Genomic DNA, 18101 nt, shown 5'->3' on the forward strand with positions numbered 1-18101 from the left:
GCATTCTTTGATACAGGGGGAGAATGTGGTACTCCATCACTCCCAATAAAAAAGTGCCAGGCACCCCAAAATTTCTGGAAGGTTCCTTGCACTTCTTTTTACTACATGTGACCTCTACACCCGGACTGCTAATCCTAAGAGGCAGATTCCAATTCCAACGATGTAGACTTTTTCTTCTTCTTAGAATGAGATATCTTCAGATTTCCTGCTACAATTCCACCCAATATTAAAACAACCCCAAGCCATTGGGACATACTTACGTGTTCTGATAAGACTATCGAGGATAATATTACAGCTATTGGAAGTTCAGAGGACGTTAAAATGGTCCCAAGACCTGGTCCAACATGTGGCATCCCGATGGTAAATAAAATCGGCGGCAAGACAACTCCTAGTAGGCCAAGATAAAAACCGTATGGTGCAATTTCCATTAAAACTGGTAATTGCAGCAACCCTGTTGGCGGACTAAGGATAAAAACAGTAATCATACCACCAGTGGTAAATAGGGCACTCTTTTGCACCACTGGTGTATCTTTTTCAACAGAACTGCTAACAAAGATAAAAGTGGTATAGGTCAAAGCGGAAAGCATTCCCCATCCGATTCCTTGCCAAGTTATGTCTCCAAGGCCCACTCCAATAATTCCAGACGCAAAAATGGAACCAATAATTAGAATACCAATGGAAACAATTTTTCCAAGTGTTGGTGGCTTTTTATAAAATACCCACTCAAATAAGCTACCAATCCAGACGAATTGAAATAAAAAGATAATCGCAAGCGAAGCGTTAAGTGATTGCAGTGATTGGTAATAAAATAGACTTGTTAAACCAAGTGGAATACCTGATATAAGTAATTTGCCTATTTTCGGCAGTGTCAGTTTTTTCTTTTTTGAAAAAAGAGCTGCTATCCAGATTAAAAGAGTCCCCATTAAGAATTGGCTTCCTGTCACCTCGCTGCTAGTAAAGCCAGCGGAATATGCAAGCTTTACAAAAGTTGACAAGGCTCCGTAACAGCAGCCTCCTATTAAAACAATTAGTGCGTATTGCCAGGTTTTCATGTTTTTTACCCCTTTCATTCTAAAAAAACAAACAAAAAAGCCACACAGCTATATAAGAGCTGTGTGGCGAAAATAGAGATTTCTCTAGAAAAGTCCACAAACAATGTTTTTTTTATTTCAATTGACCTAAGCCATCATAAATGAAAACAAAACGAATGTCAATGAAAAAAGAGTTTGGTTATGAATAAAAAAACTTGTTAAGGATAGTAAAGTCAATTTGATTTCATAACAAAAACGGAACTTGAGGGTGAAAGCTGTGCGTACTACAGGATTTCTAATCTTTATATTTATAAGTACAATCTCCCTAGTTGTTCTTTTAGACATAGTACAAGGCCATGATTTATACGAAGCTTGGTTTAGTCTAAGTAAATTATTAAAGGTAGGGAAAGGCGAAGATTATTTTCTTATTTTGATTTGTTTCATAATATTTGTTCTGCTAATTCTTAATACAATCCGAAAAAGGAAATAACTTCTTCAAAATTCAATTCATCACATTTTTTATTTTTCCCTTAATTAAGACAGTGAATAGTAATAAAAGAGGGATGACAATTTGTAAAGGAATATGAAGCATATATGGAACAATTTGTAGTCCTTCGTCTAAGTGACTTTGGTAACTAGGAGCAATCATAATGGACGTTAGTAATATGATTCCTCCTACTGAATAATTGGATACTTTTGTTGATTTAAGCCTTAATTTCGTATTTTGAATTCTAGATCGAACCAATGATATGTTTGTACTAAGATTCTCTGTAAAGCTATCCTTCGGACCTTTAATAACGGTTTGTGTAGTCGGTTCCGTAATCGATCGGGATTGAATTTTTTTAGTACCTAGAGTGATTGCTTTTGAAGAATCATCGATAAAAATAACTGTATTGCCTGCCAAAATGCTATCTAATAACTCTGACCAATCTAAGATAAACTTGATAGAGGGCACAGAAATAATTTGAACCATTTTATCAGCTATATCATTCACTGTTTTAAAAGAAGGGGTTTCTTTATGAAGTTGTATAATCGGGCTGATTACATTTTCATTTATGCTTTGTTCATCAACGATTCCTTCAATATGTAAAATTGCTACATTTTTAGTGGCAACGCTTAGTCTTCTGATTGATAAATCATCGCTATTTCCGAATTCAATTTCTAGTCTTTTAATATTTTCCTCTACGTTCTCGCTAAGTGGAATTAGATGATAGTGATTCTGATCAGGCATGGTAAATTCCCCTTTCGAGAAAAATTTTCTAAACAATATTATTTTTTCCAGTAATATCTTTATTATGTTTAATAAATAAAAAAGACTTAACCCCGTGGTTAAGTCCTTTAAATATATTTAAATTTGCTTCGTTCTCCTTAAAGAAAAGTTGGATATAGCGAGTTTATTCCTTTCCTTATTATTTTTTTATATCTATTCAATCGAGAAGGATTATCCTAATAATCCTTATGTTTCGATTTGTTTTCAGGTATGAAATTGTCTATTCCTTTTTGATATGAGCCTTTAGCCTCCCCTCATGATAAAAATGGGTTGGTTGTGATCACCTGGACCGATAAAGTCTAATGCGGCAGGAGAGAATACCATAACTTTTCTTTTAACGCCCTCCAAAAACATTCGGATTGGATCTATAACTTCAGTATCCTGAAAGACAAAGCCTCCAAAGAATATCTTCTTTTTGGCCCTCCTTCCGAAGACAATCATATTTTTCTTCTTAACTGTTTTAACAATGACACTTTCTTTCGACTCCTCATGAAATTGCAATGTTACTTTCTCTGTTTGTAAAACTTCTTCTTCAATCGAAGCGGCTATTCCAATTTCACGTTTATTTAAGACTAAGACGAAGTCATATCCTGTTTCTGTTTTCTTTTGAACAACAGACACTTCATCTGTAATCAACATGACGAAATCTTCGGATTCTTTCGTGGGTGAGTCTGGAGAGATTTCTTTTTTCTTGATGACTCGAAAAAATACTTTAGCTCCAATTTCTTCATCTGTGAAGTCAAAGGGGTTTATACTCTGTGTGCGTACAAGGTATAAATTATTAACCTTCTCTTTGCTGTTTAATTGGACACATAATGCAATATCTTCATTCACCACCTTTTCCTCTTCGTTCGAGAGCATAGGGACATTCATTTTCATTCCTGGAAATTGAACGAAGATGTAGCTGAAGTTTTTCCTAGGCTGTACATCCAGAAGTCTCATAAACTCACAACCTTTCCGATAAGTTACAAGATTATTATCCTGTAAATGTATAATTCAATACTCTTTCTTACTTTCCTGTTTGAGTATGATGAGTTTTCATCGTCACTTTCTTATGAAATGCGATGGTTCCTCCCTATAATTGAGTATTTATGAGCAATTCTACTAGCGAAAAACAAAGAATGGAAAGTATTTGTCGTTTAATTCAACATTTCCCTATTACTTAATAATCTGTACTCCCATTTAGGATTAACAGAAAGTAAACAATAAATGAATTTCATCTATTTTACACGATTGATCATTAGTAGAAGTTAGAATGAAATTAATAATACTTATTTGAGGGAAAATTTATATATGTAATTTACATATATGGATAAAATGAGTTATTATATATGTAAATTACATATAGGAGTAAAATTATACATTAGATCCTAAAAGTTTATCATTATTTTAAGAATGGAGGCATTTTTGTGAGTGAGAAAGAAGAAATTTTGATTTATAAAACATCCAATATTCTTAGGAAAGATACGAGCATGATGAAGTTAAACGATATTATTGAGGAACTAGTACGAATTATTGAATCCAAAACAAAAGAAAAATGATAGCTTGATTATGACAATGTAAAGATAAGAGCGATTCTCATTCGAGAGTGCTCTTTTAATTAACTGGATCCATGATGAGGTGAAGGGAGAAGCTTTGCTGATATAAGTCTAGATATAGACTATACATTGTAGTTCGGGCTAAGGACATGATTATTTCCAACGGTGAAAATGTATACTCTGCTGAAGTTAAAAAATGTGCTGTACAAGCATTCGCAAGTGTTGGAGTGCGCAGTCATTGGAATTGGAGTACCTGACGCAAAATGGGGAGAAGCGGTGAAAAAGCAGTAGTAGTACTGAAAACAGTGAATAGTGTGAACGAGCCATAAAATCAGCTTAATATTAATATCTTTCCTAAATAGTCAAATAATAGACAAAATAATAAATTTTATGCATATTATTGTTTGACTTATCATTACTTATATGTGTAAAATACACCTATAGTAATTTTGCTGATTATGTTGGTAAAGCGTACTTAAAGAGTTATGCTAGACAACTCGAGCTATACCAATCTATGCTCTATCAATTATTTAAAAGGTATTTTAGTTTTCTTGAGCTCTACATACCTCCGTTTCATAGCGAGGATAAAATAGAGAAATTTAAAAAGTAAATGAGGAGGAACGAAGATGGTACAAAATGTGATGCATAAAAAAGAAGAAGTCCTAAAAAAGGAAGTTAAAAAAGTTGAGGTACCGAAAGTAGAGGTTCCAAAAGTAGAGAAGCAAAATGAACCAAGCTATGTTACGGATTCATTTATTGAAACGTTTTGGGATCAATTTGAAGGTGCAGTATCTCGTACAAGAGATTATAGAGAAGAAAGCCAGGAACTTTACTTAAACGCTATAAAAGAAACAACAAAGTTCAATGGATTATATAGCAAAACTTTACTGGGTCTTTTTAATCAAGCAACAAAATTAAATGGCGATTTGAGTAAAGGGTTATTCCAAAACAACATTTTTAAAACAAATGAATCAACTCATGAAGTGACTGAATCTTTAAAAAGTCAAGTAAGTGAAGCAACTAGTAAATTAGAGGAGCTTTATTTAACTCCAATTAACTCAGCCTTAGATTTAATTGAAAGTACTGAGAAGCTTTTTGAACAAAATAGCGTGGCATTCATTGAATATACAAATGAAGCAATGAATTCTTGGGAAGATGTCACAGACAATTATTTAAAACAAGCTCGAAAAACTCATCAAAATATTGCGCATCTATTTGAAGATAGCGTGCGTGTACTTACTGCTTCAAGTAAATAATGTAAATATCTAAAGGATTCTTTAATGGATGAGCCCTTCTTTGTTAATAAAAATCCTATATCACACAAAAAAGCAGCTATGCCTTCAAGGCATGCTGCTTTTTTAATTTCTTAATTGCTGATGACATTTTACAACGGAGAATTCCCTCTTATGGGTCATAGTTCATCTGTAGGCGGTGTTTTTATTAATAGGCTTTAAAAGTAATATTTTTTATTTTGATGTCTACCTGTTTCTCATATTGAGAGACAGGTAGTTTTATTTTTTACTCTTTGAGCTGTTCTTTGAATTCTTAAATACCTTAATAAAGCATCATAATCCATGAAAGATGATGGGGAAATCCATTGTGATTGGTTGAAGGGTACGTTATTCTAAGCATATTCCTTTATGAAGGAGGGGGTATGATGATAAATAAACCTATCTTTAAGGAACATTTTGTTCTACATAAATGGAGTTATTTGCTTGGAACGATCCTTTTAACCTTCTCCCTTGTTTTGCAATTATTTGTTCCCGTTTTATTAAAAAAGTTCACAGATGGGCTCCAAAATGAATCTATTTATGTTTCGGATTTATGGGAGTTGTCACTAATGTTTATCATTGTCGGGATTGGAGCTTTTCTCTTTCGGTCGAGTGGCCGAATTTATATATTCAAGATGTCAAGAATCTTAGAGCGGGACTTACGGACTTCATTGTTTTCACATTGGGAGAGATTGCAGGCTGAATATTATCAAAACCAGCGAATTGGTAATTTGATGGCGCATGCCGTAAATGATGTCAATATTATGAGGCAGATTGTCATGCAGGGATATTTTCAGATGGTGGAAGCGGCTGTATTAATTTCGATCTCTGTATTCATGATGGCTAGTACGATTCATCTTTATTTAACGTTACTGGTCCTATTACCTTTACCAGGATTAACGTATATCGCCTATCGTTTCCGGTCCAAAATTCAAATGCATTCCCTAAAAGTACAAGAAGCAATAGGGACATTGACCAGCCGAGTTCAAGAATTTTGTTCGGGAATCAGTGTTATCAAAACTTATATTCAAGAGCAAGAAGAACGAAAAAAGTTTACAAATGATAATCAGTCCAATGTCGAGGTTAACAAACAGTTAATTGTTTCAAATTCGCTTTTCACCTCATTAAGTCAAGGAATTGTCGGACTAAGTTATTTGATTTCTATTGTATTTGGTTCCATTTTAGTAATGAAAAGTGCCATTTCTCTTGGAGACTTTGTTGCTTTTAATACGTATTTATCTTTGTTGATCGCCCCCATTGAAAACATAGGGAAGGTCATTAATCTCCTGCAGCAGGGAAAAGCCGCAGATAACCGAATTCGTCATGTATTATCTACGGAACCGGCTATTAAAGATGAAGAAGGGCTTACCCCTATAACATCACTTCAAGGTGAAATTAGAATTAAAAATTTATCTTTTAAATACCATAGAAGTAAACAGTACGCATTAAAGAATATTAACATTACCATCCCCAAAGGAACTAGTTTAGCCATTGTCGGGAAAGTAGGCAGCGGAAAATCAACCTTAGTCAATTTACTCTTACGTTTATATAATCCTCCCAAAAATTCAATCTTCGTTGATGAACAGGATATCCGTGATGTTCCATTAAATACACTTCGTACATCGGTTGCATATGTCCCACAAGACAATTTTTTATTTTCCTCAACCATTAAAGAGAATATAGCCTTTGACCCAAATCCTTATCGAGATGATCAAGTCGTTCATGCTGCAAAGCAAGCTCACATTTATGATGATATTATGGAACTTCCTCATAATTTTGAGACCGAATTAGGAGAAAGAGGGCTTTCCTTATCAGGTGGACAACGGCAGCGTGTCAGTATTGCAAGAGCATTGATCAAACCTTCTCCGATCATTATTTTTGATGACAGCCTTTCAGCCGTTGATTCTAAGACGGAATCCATCATTTTAACCACATTGCGAACCGAAATGAAAAGTCGAACCTCCATCATTATTAGTCATCGAATTTCTACGATACAAGAAGCGGATCAAATCATTGTGTTGGACCAAGGGGAATTAGTGGAAAGTGGCACACATCAATCCCTTGTAAAGAAGAATGGAATTTATAAAAAAATGTTTGCCCAGCAAACAACGGATTTTTCATCTGCTCATTCAACGTTTCCACCACTTAACGGAAGAAAGATCCTCATAAAGAAAAGGAGGGGGTAATCATTCGGAAAATAAAAGAGGGAATGCATCCCCCCATAGGCGATCGTCAATTATTAAAGGGTATGCTGACGTTTGCGAAGCCATATAGGAAACACATTTTATATGCGCTTCTGCTGACATTCTTTATTGTCATAGCAAGCTTAGCTCAGCCATTTATTATTAAGGTGGCCATTGACTCTTACATCAAGATGAACGATTACCAAGGGCTGATGTATTTAGGTATTATCTATTTCATATTGATTATGGTTTCTTCTATTTGTACGTATTTTCAAAATAATATTCTTCAATTTACAGGGCAGTATGTAATATTTGATTTTCGGCAGGCAATTTTTAAGCATTTTTCCCTGATGCAAATGAGTTTCTTTAGAAAAAATCCCATTGGGAGGTTAGTAACAAGGATTACCCATGATGTGGAAGCCCTAAATCAGCTTTACTCACAAGTAATTGTGAACTTAGTAAAAGAAGTACTGATTCTCATTGGAATCATTATCCTAATGTTATATATGAGTGTAAAACTTACCCTGATCTGCTTCTTAGTCATACCAGTTATTGCAATCGTTACTTTTTATTTTAAAACGGTATTGCGCAAAACACAGAGAAATCTTCGGACGATTCTTTCGAAGCTTCTTTCCTACCTAACTGAGAATCTTTCAGGTATGAGTGTCATTCAACTATTTGCCCGCGAAGGGAAACAGTTGGATCGGTTTAATGAATTAAATGAGGAGCATTATCGGGCCGGCATGCATCAAACCGTAGTTAATTCTATCTTTAACCCTTCAATCGGTCTTTTCGGAAACATTTCGCTCGCGCTTTTAGTTTGGTATGGAGGGAGAAGTGTATTAGATAGTAGTATTACCTTTGGTACGGTGTATGCCTTTACACATTATGTCAGACAGTTTTTTGAACCGCTCAGAGGATTAGCAGACAGATTCAACCAAATACAAGCTGCACTTGCATCAGCAGAACGAATATTTGAAACCTTAGAAACGAAACCAACTATATTAAATCCTGATCATCCTATGAAACTTCCAGAAAAAGTTCAGGGCAACATCGTTTTTCAAAATGTTTGGTTTGCTTATCAGCATGAAGAGTGGGTATTAAAGGATGTCCATTTTAGAATCAATCAAGGAGAAACAGTAGGTGTTGTCGGTGCGACAGGTGCCGGCAAAAGTTCGATTATTCAACTCATCAACCGGTTTTATGATAATCAAAAGGGGACGATCAGTCTTGATGGAATAAATATTAAAGAGGTTCATTTAAACGACCTCAGGAAGCACATTGGAATTATTCAACAAGATGCCTTTGTCTTTTCGGGGACTGTCTTTGACAATATTCGCTTGAATCATAAACATGTAAGTGATGAAGAAATCATAAAAGCGGCGAAGGCTGTAAATGTCGATTCTTTTTTTAGAATGCTGCCTCAAGGATATGAAACCATGCTGGGAGAGGAAGGAACCGTGTTGTCGGCGGGACAAAAGCAGCTGCTCTCCTTTTTAAGAGCCATGATTGCGGACAATGATGTACTTATCCTTGATGAAGCGACCGCCAATATTGATACAGAAACAGAACAAGCGGTTCAAGATACCTTAAAAGAGATGTCAAAGAACCGAACAACCATTATCATCGCACATCGTCTTTCAACCATCCAGTTTGCAGATAAAATCATTGTTTTAGATAAAGGGAGAATTGTAGAAATAGGGAATCACCTACAGCTATTAAGAAACCAATCCATGTACTATCAATTATGCATGAATCAGACCAAAGGCAAGCAGGTAAAGGTTAAAGTATAAAATAGCTAAAATATATAAAAAGGATGGTTAATCTTGAGATTAAACCATCCTTTGTTATTGTCCTGCCAATTTTTGTTCATCACTGAACTGAGTTGGGGAGACTCCGACTATTTTTTTGAAAATCCGACTAAAATACAGTTCATCCTCATACCCAACATTTTGACTCACTTCTTTGATTCTTATTTCAGAATGGGCAAGCAGTTCCTTTGCTCGATCAATCCTTAGATGGGTTAAATATTCAATCGGACTGTATCCAGTGAATTTTTTAAAAAGTCTAGAGTAATGACTTTTACTTAAGCCTGCCATTTTTGATAAATCTGATAAGTTTATTACCTGATGATAATGATGACCTATGTAATCAATCGTTTCCTCAATCACTTGTCTTGTATCCTTAGAGATCGTTTGAACATGAAAGTCCTGTATTAAGGTTAGTAATAGTTCTTGGAATAATATTTTTTGTTTAAATGCTATCGTTGCACCTCTTCGTTTAGATAAAGAGTTGATTTCATCTAATAGGAGGATAACTCCTGAGCTGTTTTTAATTGTATATACTCCATGTAATGGAAAAGATATTTCCTGTGGAAGTTTGAAATGCCATTGCTCTTTTTTCTCAAATGCCGCTGCATGAGTAAATCGTATAAAATAAAACTCAAGAGGATTAGAAGGGCAAGTTTTTTTGTCGCAGATCATTCCAGGCGTAAAAACTATCAGTTTTCCTGGCGAAAGGTCACTTTTTTTCCCATTGATCATGACTTCTCCAGTTCCTTTTGTAATAAACCAAAGAGAATGATTGAGGGTTCTTTTTCCCTTTTTACTCCAATTTGGAGGACAGGCTTTATAACCTGCTAATAATAAGGAAAATGTTAACTCATTTAGTTTAGATGTTAGACTACCAAGATCCATACACAAAGAACCTCATCCTTTACTGATAGATAGCTATTTTAAATTATTTATACGCAATAACTACAAGAATAATGATAAAGGAACCTTGAAATAATAGATTTTGAGCCTACTTTCTTTTTTGGGAATATCAAAAAAGGAAAGTAGGTTTTTTTAACGGGTTCCGTTAACTATCGCAAACATTAAAAATGTAATACAAAATGACCTTCAAATTGTATGGTAATTTGAAGGTCTATTTTTGTTGATATTAAGGGATTTCGATAATTATTTTGGGAGAATTTGTGGTGCAATTTGTATATTAAAATGTGGGGGTACAATAGCCAGTGTACCGCAGCAATATACTCTTCATTTTTACTTTCAAATTGATATACAGAAGGTGTTTTTTTATTTAGGGTTAGACTCTGTTATAACTGAATGTTGATTTCACTGTATATGAAAAATAAACGGAAAAATTCCGGCTAAATTGGGAAATACCCATATTTCCTTTAAAATAAGGGAAGTTTTTCCGGTTATAGTATCCAAATCTTTGGATTTTGTCTTATATAGAGCAGTTAATCGGAATATCTCCGCTTATATTTGCTTCTTAAGCTTCCTATATATACATTAGCAGGAAATTCTCCGCCTAATAATACTCATACCTTCACGAAATCGGCACGGAGAAGGCGGAAATGGTTTACAAACTTTGTAATTCGTAATCCGAAGAATTAGGAATTACAACAGAAGTAGCAAGGGGATAAACCCTTGCTATTTCTAATATTTTCTAATCTCTTTAGCCTTACAAATTGCCCTACATTTTAAAGTGCAAAAAGAATTACATTTTGGTTTGCATTTTCCTGTGCAAATTGACGTTTTGCGATAGGAAACGGAACCCGTTAGGTTTTTTTATAGTTATTAATTAATCATTATAGTGTTTTATACTTTATATCATTTTTCAACCATTTGAACTTTAGAAAGCAGAGGCCTGCTGTTTTTCCAAATCACGCTAACTGGAAGCTCGAAAAATTGGGAAAGCCGTTCACTCGTGATTAACTCATTTGTGTCTCCAGAGGCAAAAACTTGTCCCTCTTTCAGTAGGAATGTTTTATTGAAGACTGGCAAGATTTCTTCCACATGATGGGTGACATAAATCATGGTGGGTGAATTGGGACTTTTCGCAATTTCTTCAATAGATTCTAACAATTTTTCCCGTGCAATAAAATCTAATCCATATGTAGGCTCGTCGAGAATTAGTAATGGAGGATCTGCCATTAGTGCACGAGCAATGAGCACTCGTTGTTTCTCCCCTTGGGAGAGAGTTTCGTAATTTCTATTTGCATAATCGATGCATCCAAGGTTTTTGAGTAATGTAATTGCCTTGTTTCTTATCTCATCTGTAGGTGTTTCGTAAAGACCTATGGAAGCAAATGCACCGCTTAAAACAACTTCAAATGCATTATCATCCTGGTAGAATTTTTGTTGAAGGGATGAGGAAACAAATCCAATTTGTTTCCGAAGTCGTTCCGCAAGATAGGTCTTCCCAAATTCCATACCCAAAACACTAATTTTCCCCTTTGTCGGGAAGGTGTATGCATTCAGTAAATTTAAAATAGATGTTTTCCCAGCTCCGTTTAGACCGAATAATATCCAGTTTTGTCCATTTTCAATCTGCCAATTAACATCCTGTAAAATCCATTTTTCTCCCCGTCTCAAAAAGAGATTTTCTATTTGAAGAACCAAATTCTATTCCCCCCTATAAATTTCTTTACCAGATTTCCCTTATAATCAAGTTGTGGTAGTTAGTTTTCTTAATAATAACATAATTCACCAATTCGCTTGTTAGTTAGACTCCCTGGCATAATAGAAGTGGTATATTCTATGTTTTTGATAATCGATTAATCCCTAGTTTCAAAAACAGAATGAGACCTGGATTTCAGGTCTCATTTGTTTAACTTCATATTTAGTTTTATCTCTTTTACCTTCTGATATTGTTCATCAGGCCACCAAGCGCCGCAATCGTCTGTTACAATACATGCCGCACATTTTTGTAAGTCGTAGACAATCATTCCAGTAATGGGAGGGGAATAGAGATGGAGAGTCACCATATCTGTATGGTTAGAGGCTTTCATTTTATGGACAGCCTTTTTGGGTGTATAAAAATATTGACCTTTATGATGGTACTGATAGAACAATTCTTTAGGTAAGCTATTTCCTTTAACTTCATAAACAGAATTAAGGGAAGTGCCGGAAATCACTTGTATCCAGCCGTGGGAATTACCATGATCATGAGGGGCACACTCCAACTGAGACCAATTCATGACAAGCAGTTCGACTTCATCGTTTTTATATAGAAGCTTTCGATTGTAAGGCTTTCCTTCAGAGGGTTCTGGCAATTGTGTAAGATCATCAAGTTTCATATCAATTTGTAACAATGCATCCTTTAGATCGGCTTTAGATGGACTTTTTAAGGAATCTAAAACATTCTTAATCTTAGCTGTTAAAGTCATAAAGCTTCTCCTCCTATATCCGTCATTTCTTTAAGAAGCGCAACAATATAGGTACAAGCTGATCATTAACGATAACCACTCCTATTATAATTATGATTCCGCCTATCACACTTATGAGTAAAACCTTTTCCTGTAAGAGTAAAACAGCAGCAACTAAAGTCGCGATAGGCTCCAAATATAAAAACATCGAAACTTTTGAAGCCTCTAAAACTTCAAGTGCTTTTCCCCAATACCAATAAGCAATTCCTGATACAAAGACACCAAGAAACAACAAATGGGCCCACTCCGAATGGTCCAGCAAGGTTAGGTTTTCCCATCCTCTGTTTCGTATAATAAAAGGTGTAGTTAAAATCAAACCTAATAAACACATATAAAACGTTACAACAAGAGGAGGATAAGGAATTTTCAAACTTTTTAGGAGTACTGAATAAACTGCCCAATTCAACGTGCTGAGAATCATCAGCAGGAAGCCGATATTCATGGCGAATTGAATGGATTGTCCACTTCGTGTCGAGGTAACAATAAGGACTCCAGTTACCGCAAGCACCATTCCAACAGCCTTTGTGATGTTCATCTTTTCATGCAAAAACAGGAGCGAAAGAATAACTGTAAAGATGGGGGAGAACGAAATGAGCCAACCTGCAGCAGAAGCGTTGATCGTTAACAATGCTGTTGCCTGGAGGACCTGATGAACAAATACTCCAAGAATCCCTAAAACCATTAAATGAGGAACATATTTAATGGAGATATATAGCCGATGACGCTGCAATAATAAAAGCAACAAAAGAAATAATGCTCCTATTCCAAAGCGTATAACGAGTAACGAAAAGGGGTCTAGCTTTTCTAGCACAGCCTTGGTCGATACAAATGAAACTCCCCAAACACTAATCGACATTAACGCATACAGCGAAGCGGTTAACCTCGGTCTATTAAAAGTCATGACTGAGCAATCCCTTTCGGTTAAAAGATAGTTATTTCATTTTATGCTTGTCCTAGGCCAACAATCAAAGTTATTTTTATTTAATTTGAATAAAAAGCTTTTGAGCATATGATATTTTTCTTTTTAGGGAAAAACTAACGGTAAGAGATGTAATAATTTTATCCGAATCGGGAGATTGTATTATACAAAAGTGGAATAATCAGGAGGATAACGTATGAGAAGAATTAATCCTGGCTCCGTCAATTCTTACATTAGATATGGGAATGTGAAAATACCAAAGAGCATTCAAAGTGAGTGCCCAGAGTGCCGAAATACTACTGAGTTTGTGATTAATGCTAACTTCCAAAGCAGTAAGAATGGATTGTTAACGGAGTCTAGTTGTCCTACATGTAAAAAATCTACCGTTTTTATTATTATGACGAAGGATGGTCACGATGAAGGAGAAAACGCAGATACCTATATCTATGATGTCCAAGCGTCAAAACATCTCATTAATCATATCGAAAGTCTGCCTAATATACCTAAAGACCTTATCAGGGCTTATCGCTCAGCGATTAATGTCCATCAAACACGAGAAAATTCAGCAACTGCCGTAATGTCCAAACGTGTAATTGAAAGTATCCTGAAACATTTTCTTAAAGAAAAAAGTAAAGGTCAACCTTTATCACAACAACTAGAAATCCTCCCAAATCATGTGGACTTAGCAAAGCCGATTCAATCGCTGAGCCAGTTGCTTGCCACAGAGGGACCCTTAAATAAAATGCTTGAATTAGAAACTGAAATGGATTATGAGACAACCTCATTATTAGTTGATCTACTAGAAAATATAATTGAGTATCTTTTTGTTTTACCAGGTAAAATTGAAGTTACCCATTCCAAAATAGCAAAGAAATTTAATTAATCAATAAACCCCTTAGTATTAAGGGGTACTTCAGTGTGGAAAACAATTATTGGAATATGGGTGGCATCATTTCTTCCGTATACATACAATCTTCATAGAGATATGTTAAGGAAAACGGAGGAGATGGAAAAATGGAATTCGAAATGCAAAAAGCGATTATCTTAGCGGAAAATATTAAAAGTTTTATTAAATTTGTTCAAAGTCAAAAAAGTAAAAACAATTTTAGAATAGATACAAATAAACTGTATCAAATAAAACTTCTTATTGAAGAATATAAATTTCAAATAGTTGCAGAGGAACTTATAAGAATAAACCAGTTTGATTGGGATGAAAAGTACACGCATTATTTAGTGGACCAATTTCATAGAGGAATAAACATCATTGAAGAATACGTGAAAAATAACTACAGTGAATTATTTATCTTAACCGCAAGATTATATACATTAAAAAACCTTAGCACAACATTTTCTAAAATGGTATAAGAAAATCTTTACCAAATTGGCGCAGATTCGTGAGTCTTTTCTATTTTATAAATATAAAGTACCGAGCGTATATTTTGATAAATTAATGTGATTAGGAGAAAATAATAATCGGAGAAAAAATGATTTGAGAATAGTTTTTATGTCTTGAAGCTATTCATTCAAGTTAAAAAAGGCGGTTTTATATATGTTTAAAAACTTATTTAAAAACAAAAAGATTGAAAGTGAAACCACGATTTTGCAGCCATTAGAAGGGGGAATTGTTCCTTTAGATGTTGTTCCAGATCCAGTGTTTTCTCAAAAAATGATTGGTGATGGTTTTGCAATAAATCCAACAAACGGGAGTGTTGTTTCTCCTGTTGATGGAGAAGTAATCAGTGTATTTCCAACAAAACATGCGGTCAGCATAAAGTCTAATGGTGGCAGGGAAATCTTAATTCATGTGGGTCTTGAAACAGTCGGCCTAAATGGTGAAGGTTTTACAGCGTTTGTAAGTGATGGTCAAAGTGTCCAAAAGGGTCAAAAGCTGCTTGAAGCTGACTTCCAAGCCATAAAAGAAAAAGTACCTTCGATTATTACACCAGTGATATTCACCAACTTGGCTGAAAACGAAAGAGTCGTCATTGCAGAACAAGGAGTAAGAATTACGAAGTAATCAAAAGGGTGTGGTTCCTCATATGGAATCACACCCCTTTTTGTGGCCAATCGTCACTTAATCAAAAATAATCAAATCGAAAACAAATATAAACAAATATTAATTTATGTATTCAAAAATAAACAAAAGTGTATTATAATAAGTTACAGAAGTTAACAAACATATAAACGGGGGATTTCGGATGGTAGAAAATTATTGGGATAGTGAAAAAGCTGCACAAGTATCTAAAGGGGTAGAAGAATTAGTGTATCGTTCCAATTTGATTGGATCAGATCGTGCCGTATGTAACTGGGGTGGCGGCAACACTTCTATGAAAACAACGGAAAAAGATTTCCGCGGACGTGATATAGAGGTTATGTGGGTAAAAGGAAGCGGTTCTGATTTAGCAACAATGAAGGTGCATAACTTTACAGGTCTAAACTTAGAAGATATTCGCCCATTATTTGAGCGAGATGATATGTCAGATGAAGACATGGTTGCATACCTTTCACATTGCATGATTGACAGCAAACATCCAAGAGCTTCCATCGAAACGTTATTGCATGCATTCTTACCATTTAAACATGTGGACCATACACATCCAGATGCAATTATTAGCCTTTGCTGTGCAGATAATGGTAAGCAGCTGGCAGAAGAGATTTTTGGAAATCGTTTTGTTTGGGTACCATATGTACGCCCTGGGTTCACCCTTTCAAAAATGATCGCTGAAGGCGTAAGAAACAATCCAAATACTGAACTAGTATTAATGGAAAAACACGGACTTGTAACGTGGGGTGAAACTTCAGAAGAGTCCTACGCAAAAACAATTGAAATCATCAATGAAGCAGAACAATTTATAAATGACCGAGTAAATAAGGAAACAGTATTTGGCGGTCAAAAATTCGTATCTCTATCTGACGAGGAAGCAACTAGCATTCTAGCAAAAGTAATGCCAATCATTCGCGGTGCTGTTAGTGAAGAAAAGAAAATGCTATTAACGTACGACCGTGGTGAAGATGTACTTCAATTTGTTAACAGCTATCAAGCACCTGAGCTATCGCAAATTGGTGCAGCATGTCCAGACCACTTAGTTCATACAAAAATGGTTCCACTATATATCAATTGGGATCCACAAACAAAAGATGTGAAAAGCTTAATTGCAAGTGTAAAAGAAGGTATTGCCAGCTTCAAAGAAGGATACAAAGCTTACTTTGACCGTAACAAAAATGAAGGCGACAAAATGTTTGAACCAGCTCCACGTGTTATTTTAATTCCTGGAGTAGGTATGGTGAATTCAGGTAAGGATGTAAATAATTCAAGAGTAAGTGGTGCTTTATACCACCGTGCAATTGCGGTTATGAAAGGTTCTACAACTCTAGGAAGCTTTGTTTCTTTAAGTGAAAACGAATCTTACAATGTGGAATACTGGCCATTAGAATTATATAAATTAACTCTTGCACCAGCTGAAGCTGAATTTTCTAGAAAAGTAGCTTTCATCACTGGTGGTGCAGGTGGAATTGGTAGTGCAACAGCTCGCCGTATCGTATCTGAAGGCGCACATGTTGTGTTGGCAGATTTAAATCTTGAAGGCGCAGAAAAAGTAGCAGCAGAAATTAACGAGCAATACGGTGCTAATCGTGCACTTGCTGTTAAGATGGATGTTACAAGCGAAGAGCAAGTACAAGCTGCTTTCGATCAAACAGCTCGTACCTTTGGCGGTGTAGACATTATCGTTAACAATGCAGGTCTTGCTACATCTAGTCCATTTGATGAGACTTCTCTCAAAGAGTGGAACTTAAACATGAATGTGTTAGGAACAGGTTATTTCTTAGTAGCCCGCGAAGCGTTCAAGCAAATGAAAGGCCAAGGCATCGGCGGTAACATGGTATTTATCGGTTCAAAAAATTCTGTTTACGCTGGTAAAAATGCCGCAGCTTACAGCTCTGTGAAAGCAATGGAAACACACTTAGCAAGATGTATTGCAGCAGAAGGCGGAGAATTCGGAATTCGTGTAAACTCTGTTCTTCCAGATGCGGTTCTTCAAGGTTCTGCCATTTGGGGATCAAACTGGCGTGAAGAACGTGCGGCAGCATACGGAATCCACCCAGATCAATTAGAAGAACACTACCGTAAGCGTACGACACTACTAGTGAATATCTACCCATCGGATATTGCAGAATCCATTGCATTCTTTGCTTCTTCAAAATCCGAAAAAACAACAGGCTGTATGTTAACCGTTGACGGCGGTGTACCAGCTGCTTTTACAAGATAAAATAATGCAAAATTTAAGCGTTGTTCATTTGGTGGAGATATTAAATAGGTCCATTGAGTTAAACCTACAAAAAGAATTTATTGATTTAATAGTTGGTGAAATTACCAATAAACGAAATACTCTTTAAAGTACTAATCCAAAATCAAGACTCTCTATCAATAGGTAGAGAGTCTTTTCTATCCTTCTTTTGTTCTTCAAACACTTAATAAGTAGTAGGTAAAAATACACATTTTTTGCCAAGCACTGATTTTTAAACATTAATAACTGATATCTATCTAACTAAAAGGTAGCAAATGGAGCTATTATACAAGTGGAAACGCTACCAAAGTAGTGGAAAGGGGATGATTTTGGAGGAGTAAATTAATGGAGTAATCAGATAATGAAAAAAGAGTTAGTGGGGGAGGAA

The 18101-nt window shown here is 35.4% G+C and carries 16 protein-coding genes; 9 read left to right on the top strand and 7 right to left on the bottom strand.

The window, feature by feature from the left end:
* Positions 1–134: 134 nt before the first annotated feature.
* The 3 genes from CHI06_RS11135 to CHI06_RS11150 form a co-directional block, all read right to left on the bottom strand.
* A complete protein-coding gene (locus CHI06_RS11135) occupies positions 135–1052 on the bottom strand; it encodes an EamA family transporter (RefSeq protein ID WP_095248621.1) in 918 nt (305 codons plus the stop codon).
* Positions 1053–1533: 481 nt separating this feature from the next.
* Complete coding sequence (locus CHI06_RS11145) at positions 1534–2262, bottom strand: spore germination protein (protein WP_095248623.1); 729 nt, start codon at positions 2260–2262, stop codon at positions 1534–1536.
* Positions 2263–2544: 282 nt separating this feature from the next.
* A complete protein-coding gene (locus tag CHI06_RS11150) occupies positions 2545–3243 on the bottom strand; it encodes a hypothetical protein (protein ID WP_095248624.1) in 699 nt (232 codons plus the stop codon).
* 467 nt (positions 3244–3710) lie between these two features.
* Here CHI06_RS11150 and CHI06_RS30440 point away from each other — a divergent pair, with 467 nt between their 5' ends.
* The 4 genes from CHI06_RS30440 to CHI06_RS11165 all read left to right on the top strand — a co-directional run bounded on the left by CHI06_RS30440 (position 3711) and on the right by CHI06_RS11165 (position 9086).
* A complete protein-coding gene (locus tag CHI06_RS30440) occupies positions 3711–3842 on the top strand; it encodes a hypothetical protein (protein ID WP_257009246.1) in 132 nt (43 codons plus the stop codon).
* Positions 3843–4465: 623 nt separating this feature from the next.
* Positions 4466–5095 (top strand): hypothetical protein, encoded by a 630-nt coding sequence (locus tag CHI06_RS11155; RefSeq protein ID WP_095248625.1) that lies wholly within the window; start codon positions 4466–4468, stop codon positions 5093–5095.
* Positions 5096–5493: 398 nt separating this feature from the next.
* Positions 5494–7296, top strand: a complete 1803-nt coding sequence (locus CHI06_RS11160) for an ABC transporter ATP-binding protein (protein ID WP_095248626.1) — start codon at positions 5494–5496, stop codon at positions 7294–7296.
* Between the two features lie 23 nt (positions 7297–7319).
* Complete coding sequence (locus tag CHI06_RS11165; protein WP_095248627.1) at positions 7320–9086, top strand: ABC transporter ATP-binding protein; 1767 nt, start codon at positions 7320–7322, stop codon at positions 9084–9086.
* Positions 9087–9140: 54 nt separating this feature from the next.
* Here CHI06_RS11165 and CHI06_RS11170 read toward each other — a convergent pair whose 3' ends face one another.
* The 4 genes from CHI06_RS11170 to CHI06_RS11185 form a co-directional block, all read right to left on the bottom strand.
* Positions 9141–9989: an AraC family transcriptional regulator gene (locus tag CHI06_RS11170; RefSeq protein ID WP_095248628.1), complete on the bottom strand. Its 849-nt coding sequence runs from the start codon at positions 9987–9989 to the stop codon at positions 9141–9143.
* Between the two features lie 921 nt (positions 9990–10910).
* On the bottom strand, positions 10911–11702 hold the full coding sequence (locus CHI06_RS11175; protein ID WP_095248629.1) for an ABC transporter ATP-binding protein: 792 nt from the start codon (positions 11700–11702) through the stop codon (positions 10911–10913).
* Between the two features lie 200 nt (positions 11703–11902).
* The gene (locus CHI06_RS11180) at positions 11903–12469 is read right to left on the bottom strand and encodes a cysteine dioxygenase (protein ID WP_095248630.1); all 567 of its coding nucleotides are present in this window, start codon (positions 12467–12469) and stop codon (positions 11903–11905) included.
* 22 nt (positions 12470–12491) lie between these two features.
* A complete protein-coding gene (locus CHI06_RS11185; RefSeq protein WP_095248631.1) occupies positions 12492–13409 on the bottom strand; it encodes a DMT family transporter in 918 nt (305 codons plus the stop codon).
* A 214-nt stretch (positions 13410–13623) separates the two neighbouring features.
* Here CHI06_RS11185 and CHI06_RS11190 point away from each other — a divergent pair, with 214 nt between their 5' ends.
* The 5 genes from CHI06_RS11190 to sda all read left to right on the top strand — a co-directional run bounded on the left by CHI06_RS11190 (position 13624) and on the right by sda (position 17822).
* On the top strand, positions 13624–14310 hold the full coding sequence (locus CHI06_RS11190) for a hypothetical protein (protein ID WP_095248632.1): 687 nt from the start codon (positions 13624–13626) through the stop codon (positions 14308–14310).
* Between the two features lie 131 nt (positions 14311–14441).
* Positions 14442–14792: a hypothetical protein gene (locus CHI06_RS11195; RefSeq protein WP_095248633.1), complete on the top strand. Its 351-nt coding sequence runs from the start codon at positions 14442–14444 to the stop codon at positions 14790–14792.
* Between the two features lie 184 nt (positions 14793–14976).
* Positions 14977–15444 (top strand): PTS sugar transporter subunit IIA, encoded by a 468-nt coding sequence (locus CHI06_RS11200; protein WP_095248634.1) that lies wholly within the window; start codon positions 14977–14979, stop codon positions 15442–15444.
* A gap of 181 nt (positions 15445–15625) precedes the next feature.
* Entirely contained in the window at positions 15626–17695 is a 2070-nt protein-coding gene (locus CHI06_RS11205; RefSeq protein ID WP_095248635.1) for a bifunctional aldolase/short-chain dehydrogenase, read from the top strand.
* A gap of 4 nt (positions 17696–17699) precedes the next feature.
* A complete protein-coding gene (gene sda, locus CHI06_RS31065; RefSeq protein ID WP_142300947.1) occupies positions 17700–17822 on the top strand; it encodes a sporulation histidine kinase inhibitor Sda in 123 nt (40 codons plus the stop codon).
* Positions 17823–18101: the final 279 nt, after the last annotated feature.

This window comes from Bacillus sp. 7884-1 (assembly GCF_002272245.1).
Lineage (GTDB): Bacteria > Bacillota > Bacilli > Bacillales > Cytobacillaceae > Neobacillus.

What these genes read in the sequence shown, in the direction of transcription:
- CHI06_RS11135 (WP_095248621.1), bottom strand. Translation starts at nt 1,052, where the DNA reads ATGAAAACCTGGCAATACGCACTAATTGTTTTAATAGGAGGCTGCTGT.
- CHI06_RS11145 (WP_095248623.1), bottom strand. Translation starts at nt 2,262, where the DNA reads ATGCCTGATCAGAATCACTATCATCTAATTCCACTTAGCGAGAACGTA.
- CHI06_RS11150 (WP_095248624.1), bottom strand. Translation starts at nt 3,243, where the DNA reads ATGAGACTTCTGGATGTACAGCCTAGGAAAAACTTCAGCTACATCTTC.
- CHI06_RS11155 (WP_095248625.1), top strand. Translation starts at nt 4,466, where the DNA reads ATGGTACAAAATGTGATGCATAAAAAAGAAGAAGTCCTAAAAAAGGAA.
- CHI06_RS11160 (WP_095248626.1), top strand. Translation starts at nt 5,494, where the DNA reads ATGATGATAAATAAACCTATCTTTAAGGAACATTTTGTTCTACATAAA.
- CHI06_RS11165 (WP_095248627.1), top strand. Translation starts at nt 7,320, where the DNA reads ATGCATCCCCCCATAGGCGATCGTCAATTATTAAAGGGTATGCTGACG.
- CHI06_RS11170 (WP_095248628.1), bottom strand. Translation starts at nt 9,989, where the DNA reads ATGGATCTTGGTAGTCTAACATCTAAACTAAATGAGTTAACATTTTCC.
- CHI06_RS11180 (WP_095248630.1), bottom strand. Translation starts at nt 12,469, where the DNA reads ATGACTTTAACAGCTAAGATTAAGAATGTTTTAGATTCCTTAAAAAGT.
- CHI06_RS11185 (WP_095248631.1), bottom strand. Translation starts at nt 13,409, where the DNA reads ATGACTTTTAATAGACCGAGGTTAACCGCTTCGCTGTATGCGTTAATG.
- CHI06_RS11190 (WP_095248632.1), top strand. Translation starts at nt 13,624, where the DNA reads ATGAGAAGAATTAATCCTGGCTCCGTCAATTCTTACATTAGATATGGG.
- CHI06_RS11195 (WP_095248633.1), top strand. Translation starts at nt 14,442, where the DNA reads ATGGAATTCGAAATGCAAAAAGCGATTATCTTAGCGGAAAATATTAAA.
- CHI06_RS11200 (WP_095248634.1), top strand. Translation starts at nt 14,977, where the DNA reads ATGTTTAAAAACTTATTTAAAAACAAAAAGATTGAAAGTGAAACCACG.
- CHI06_RS11205 (WP_095248635.1), top strand. Translation starts at nt 15,626, where the DNA reads ATGGTAGAAAATTATTGGGATAGTGAAAAAGCTGCACAAGTATCTAAA.
- sda (WP_142300947.1), top strand. Translation starts at nt 17,700, where the DNA reads ATGCAAAATTTAAGCGTTGTTCATTTGGTGGAGATATTAAATAGGTCC.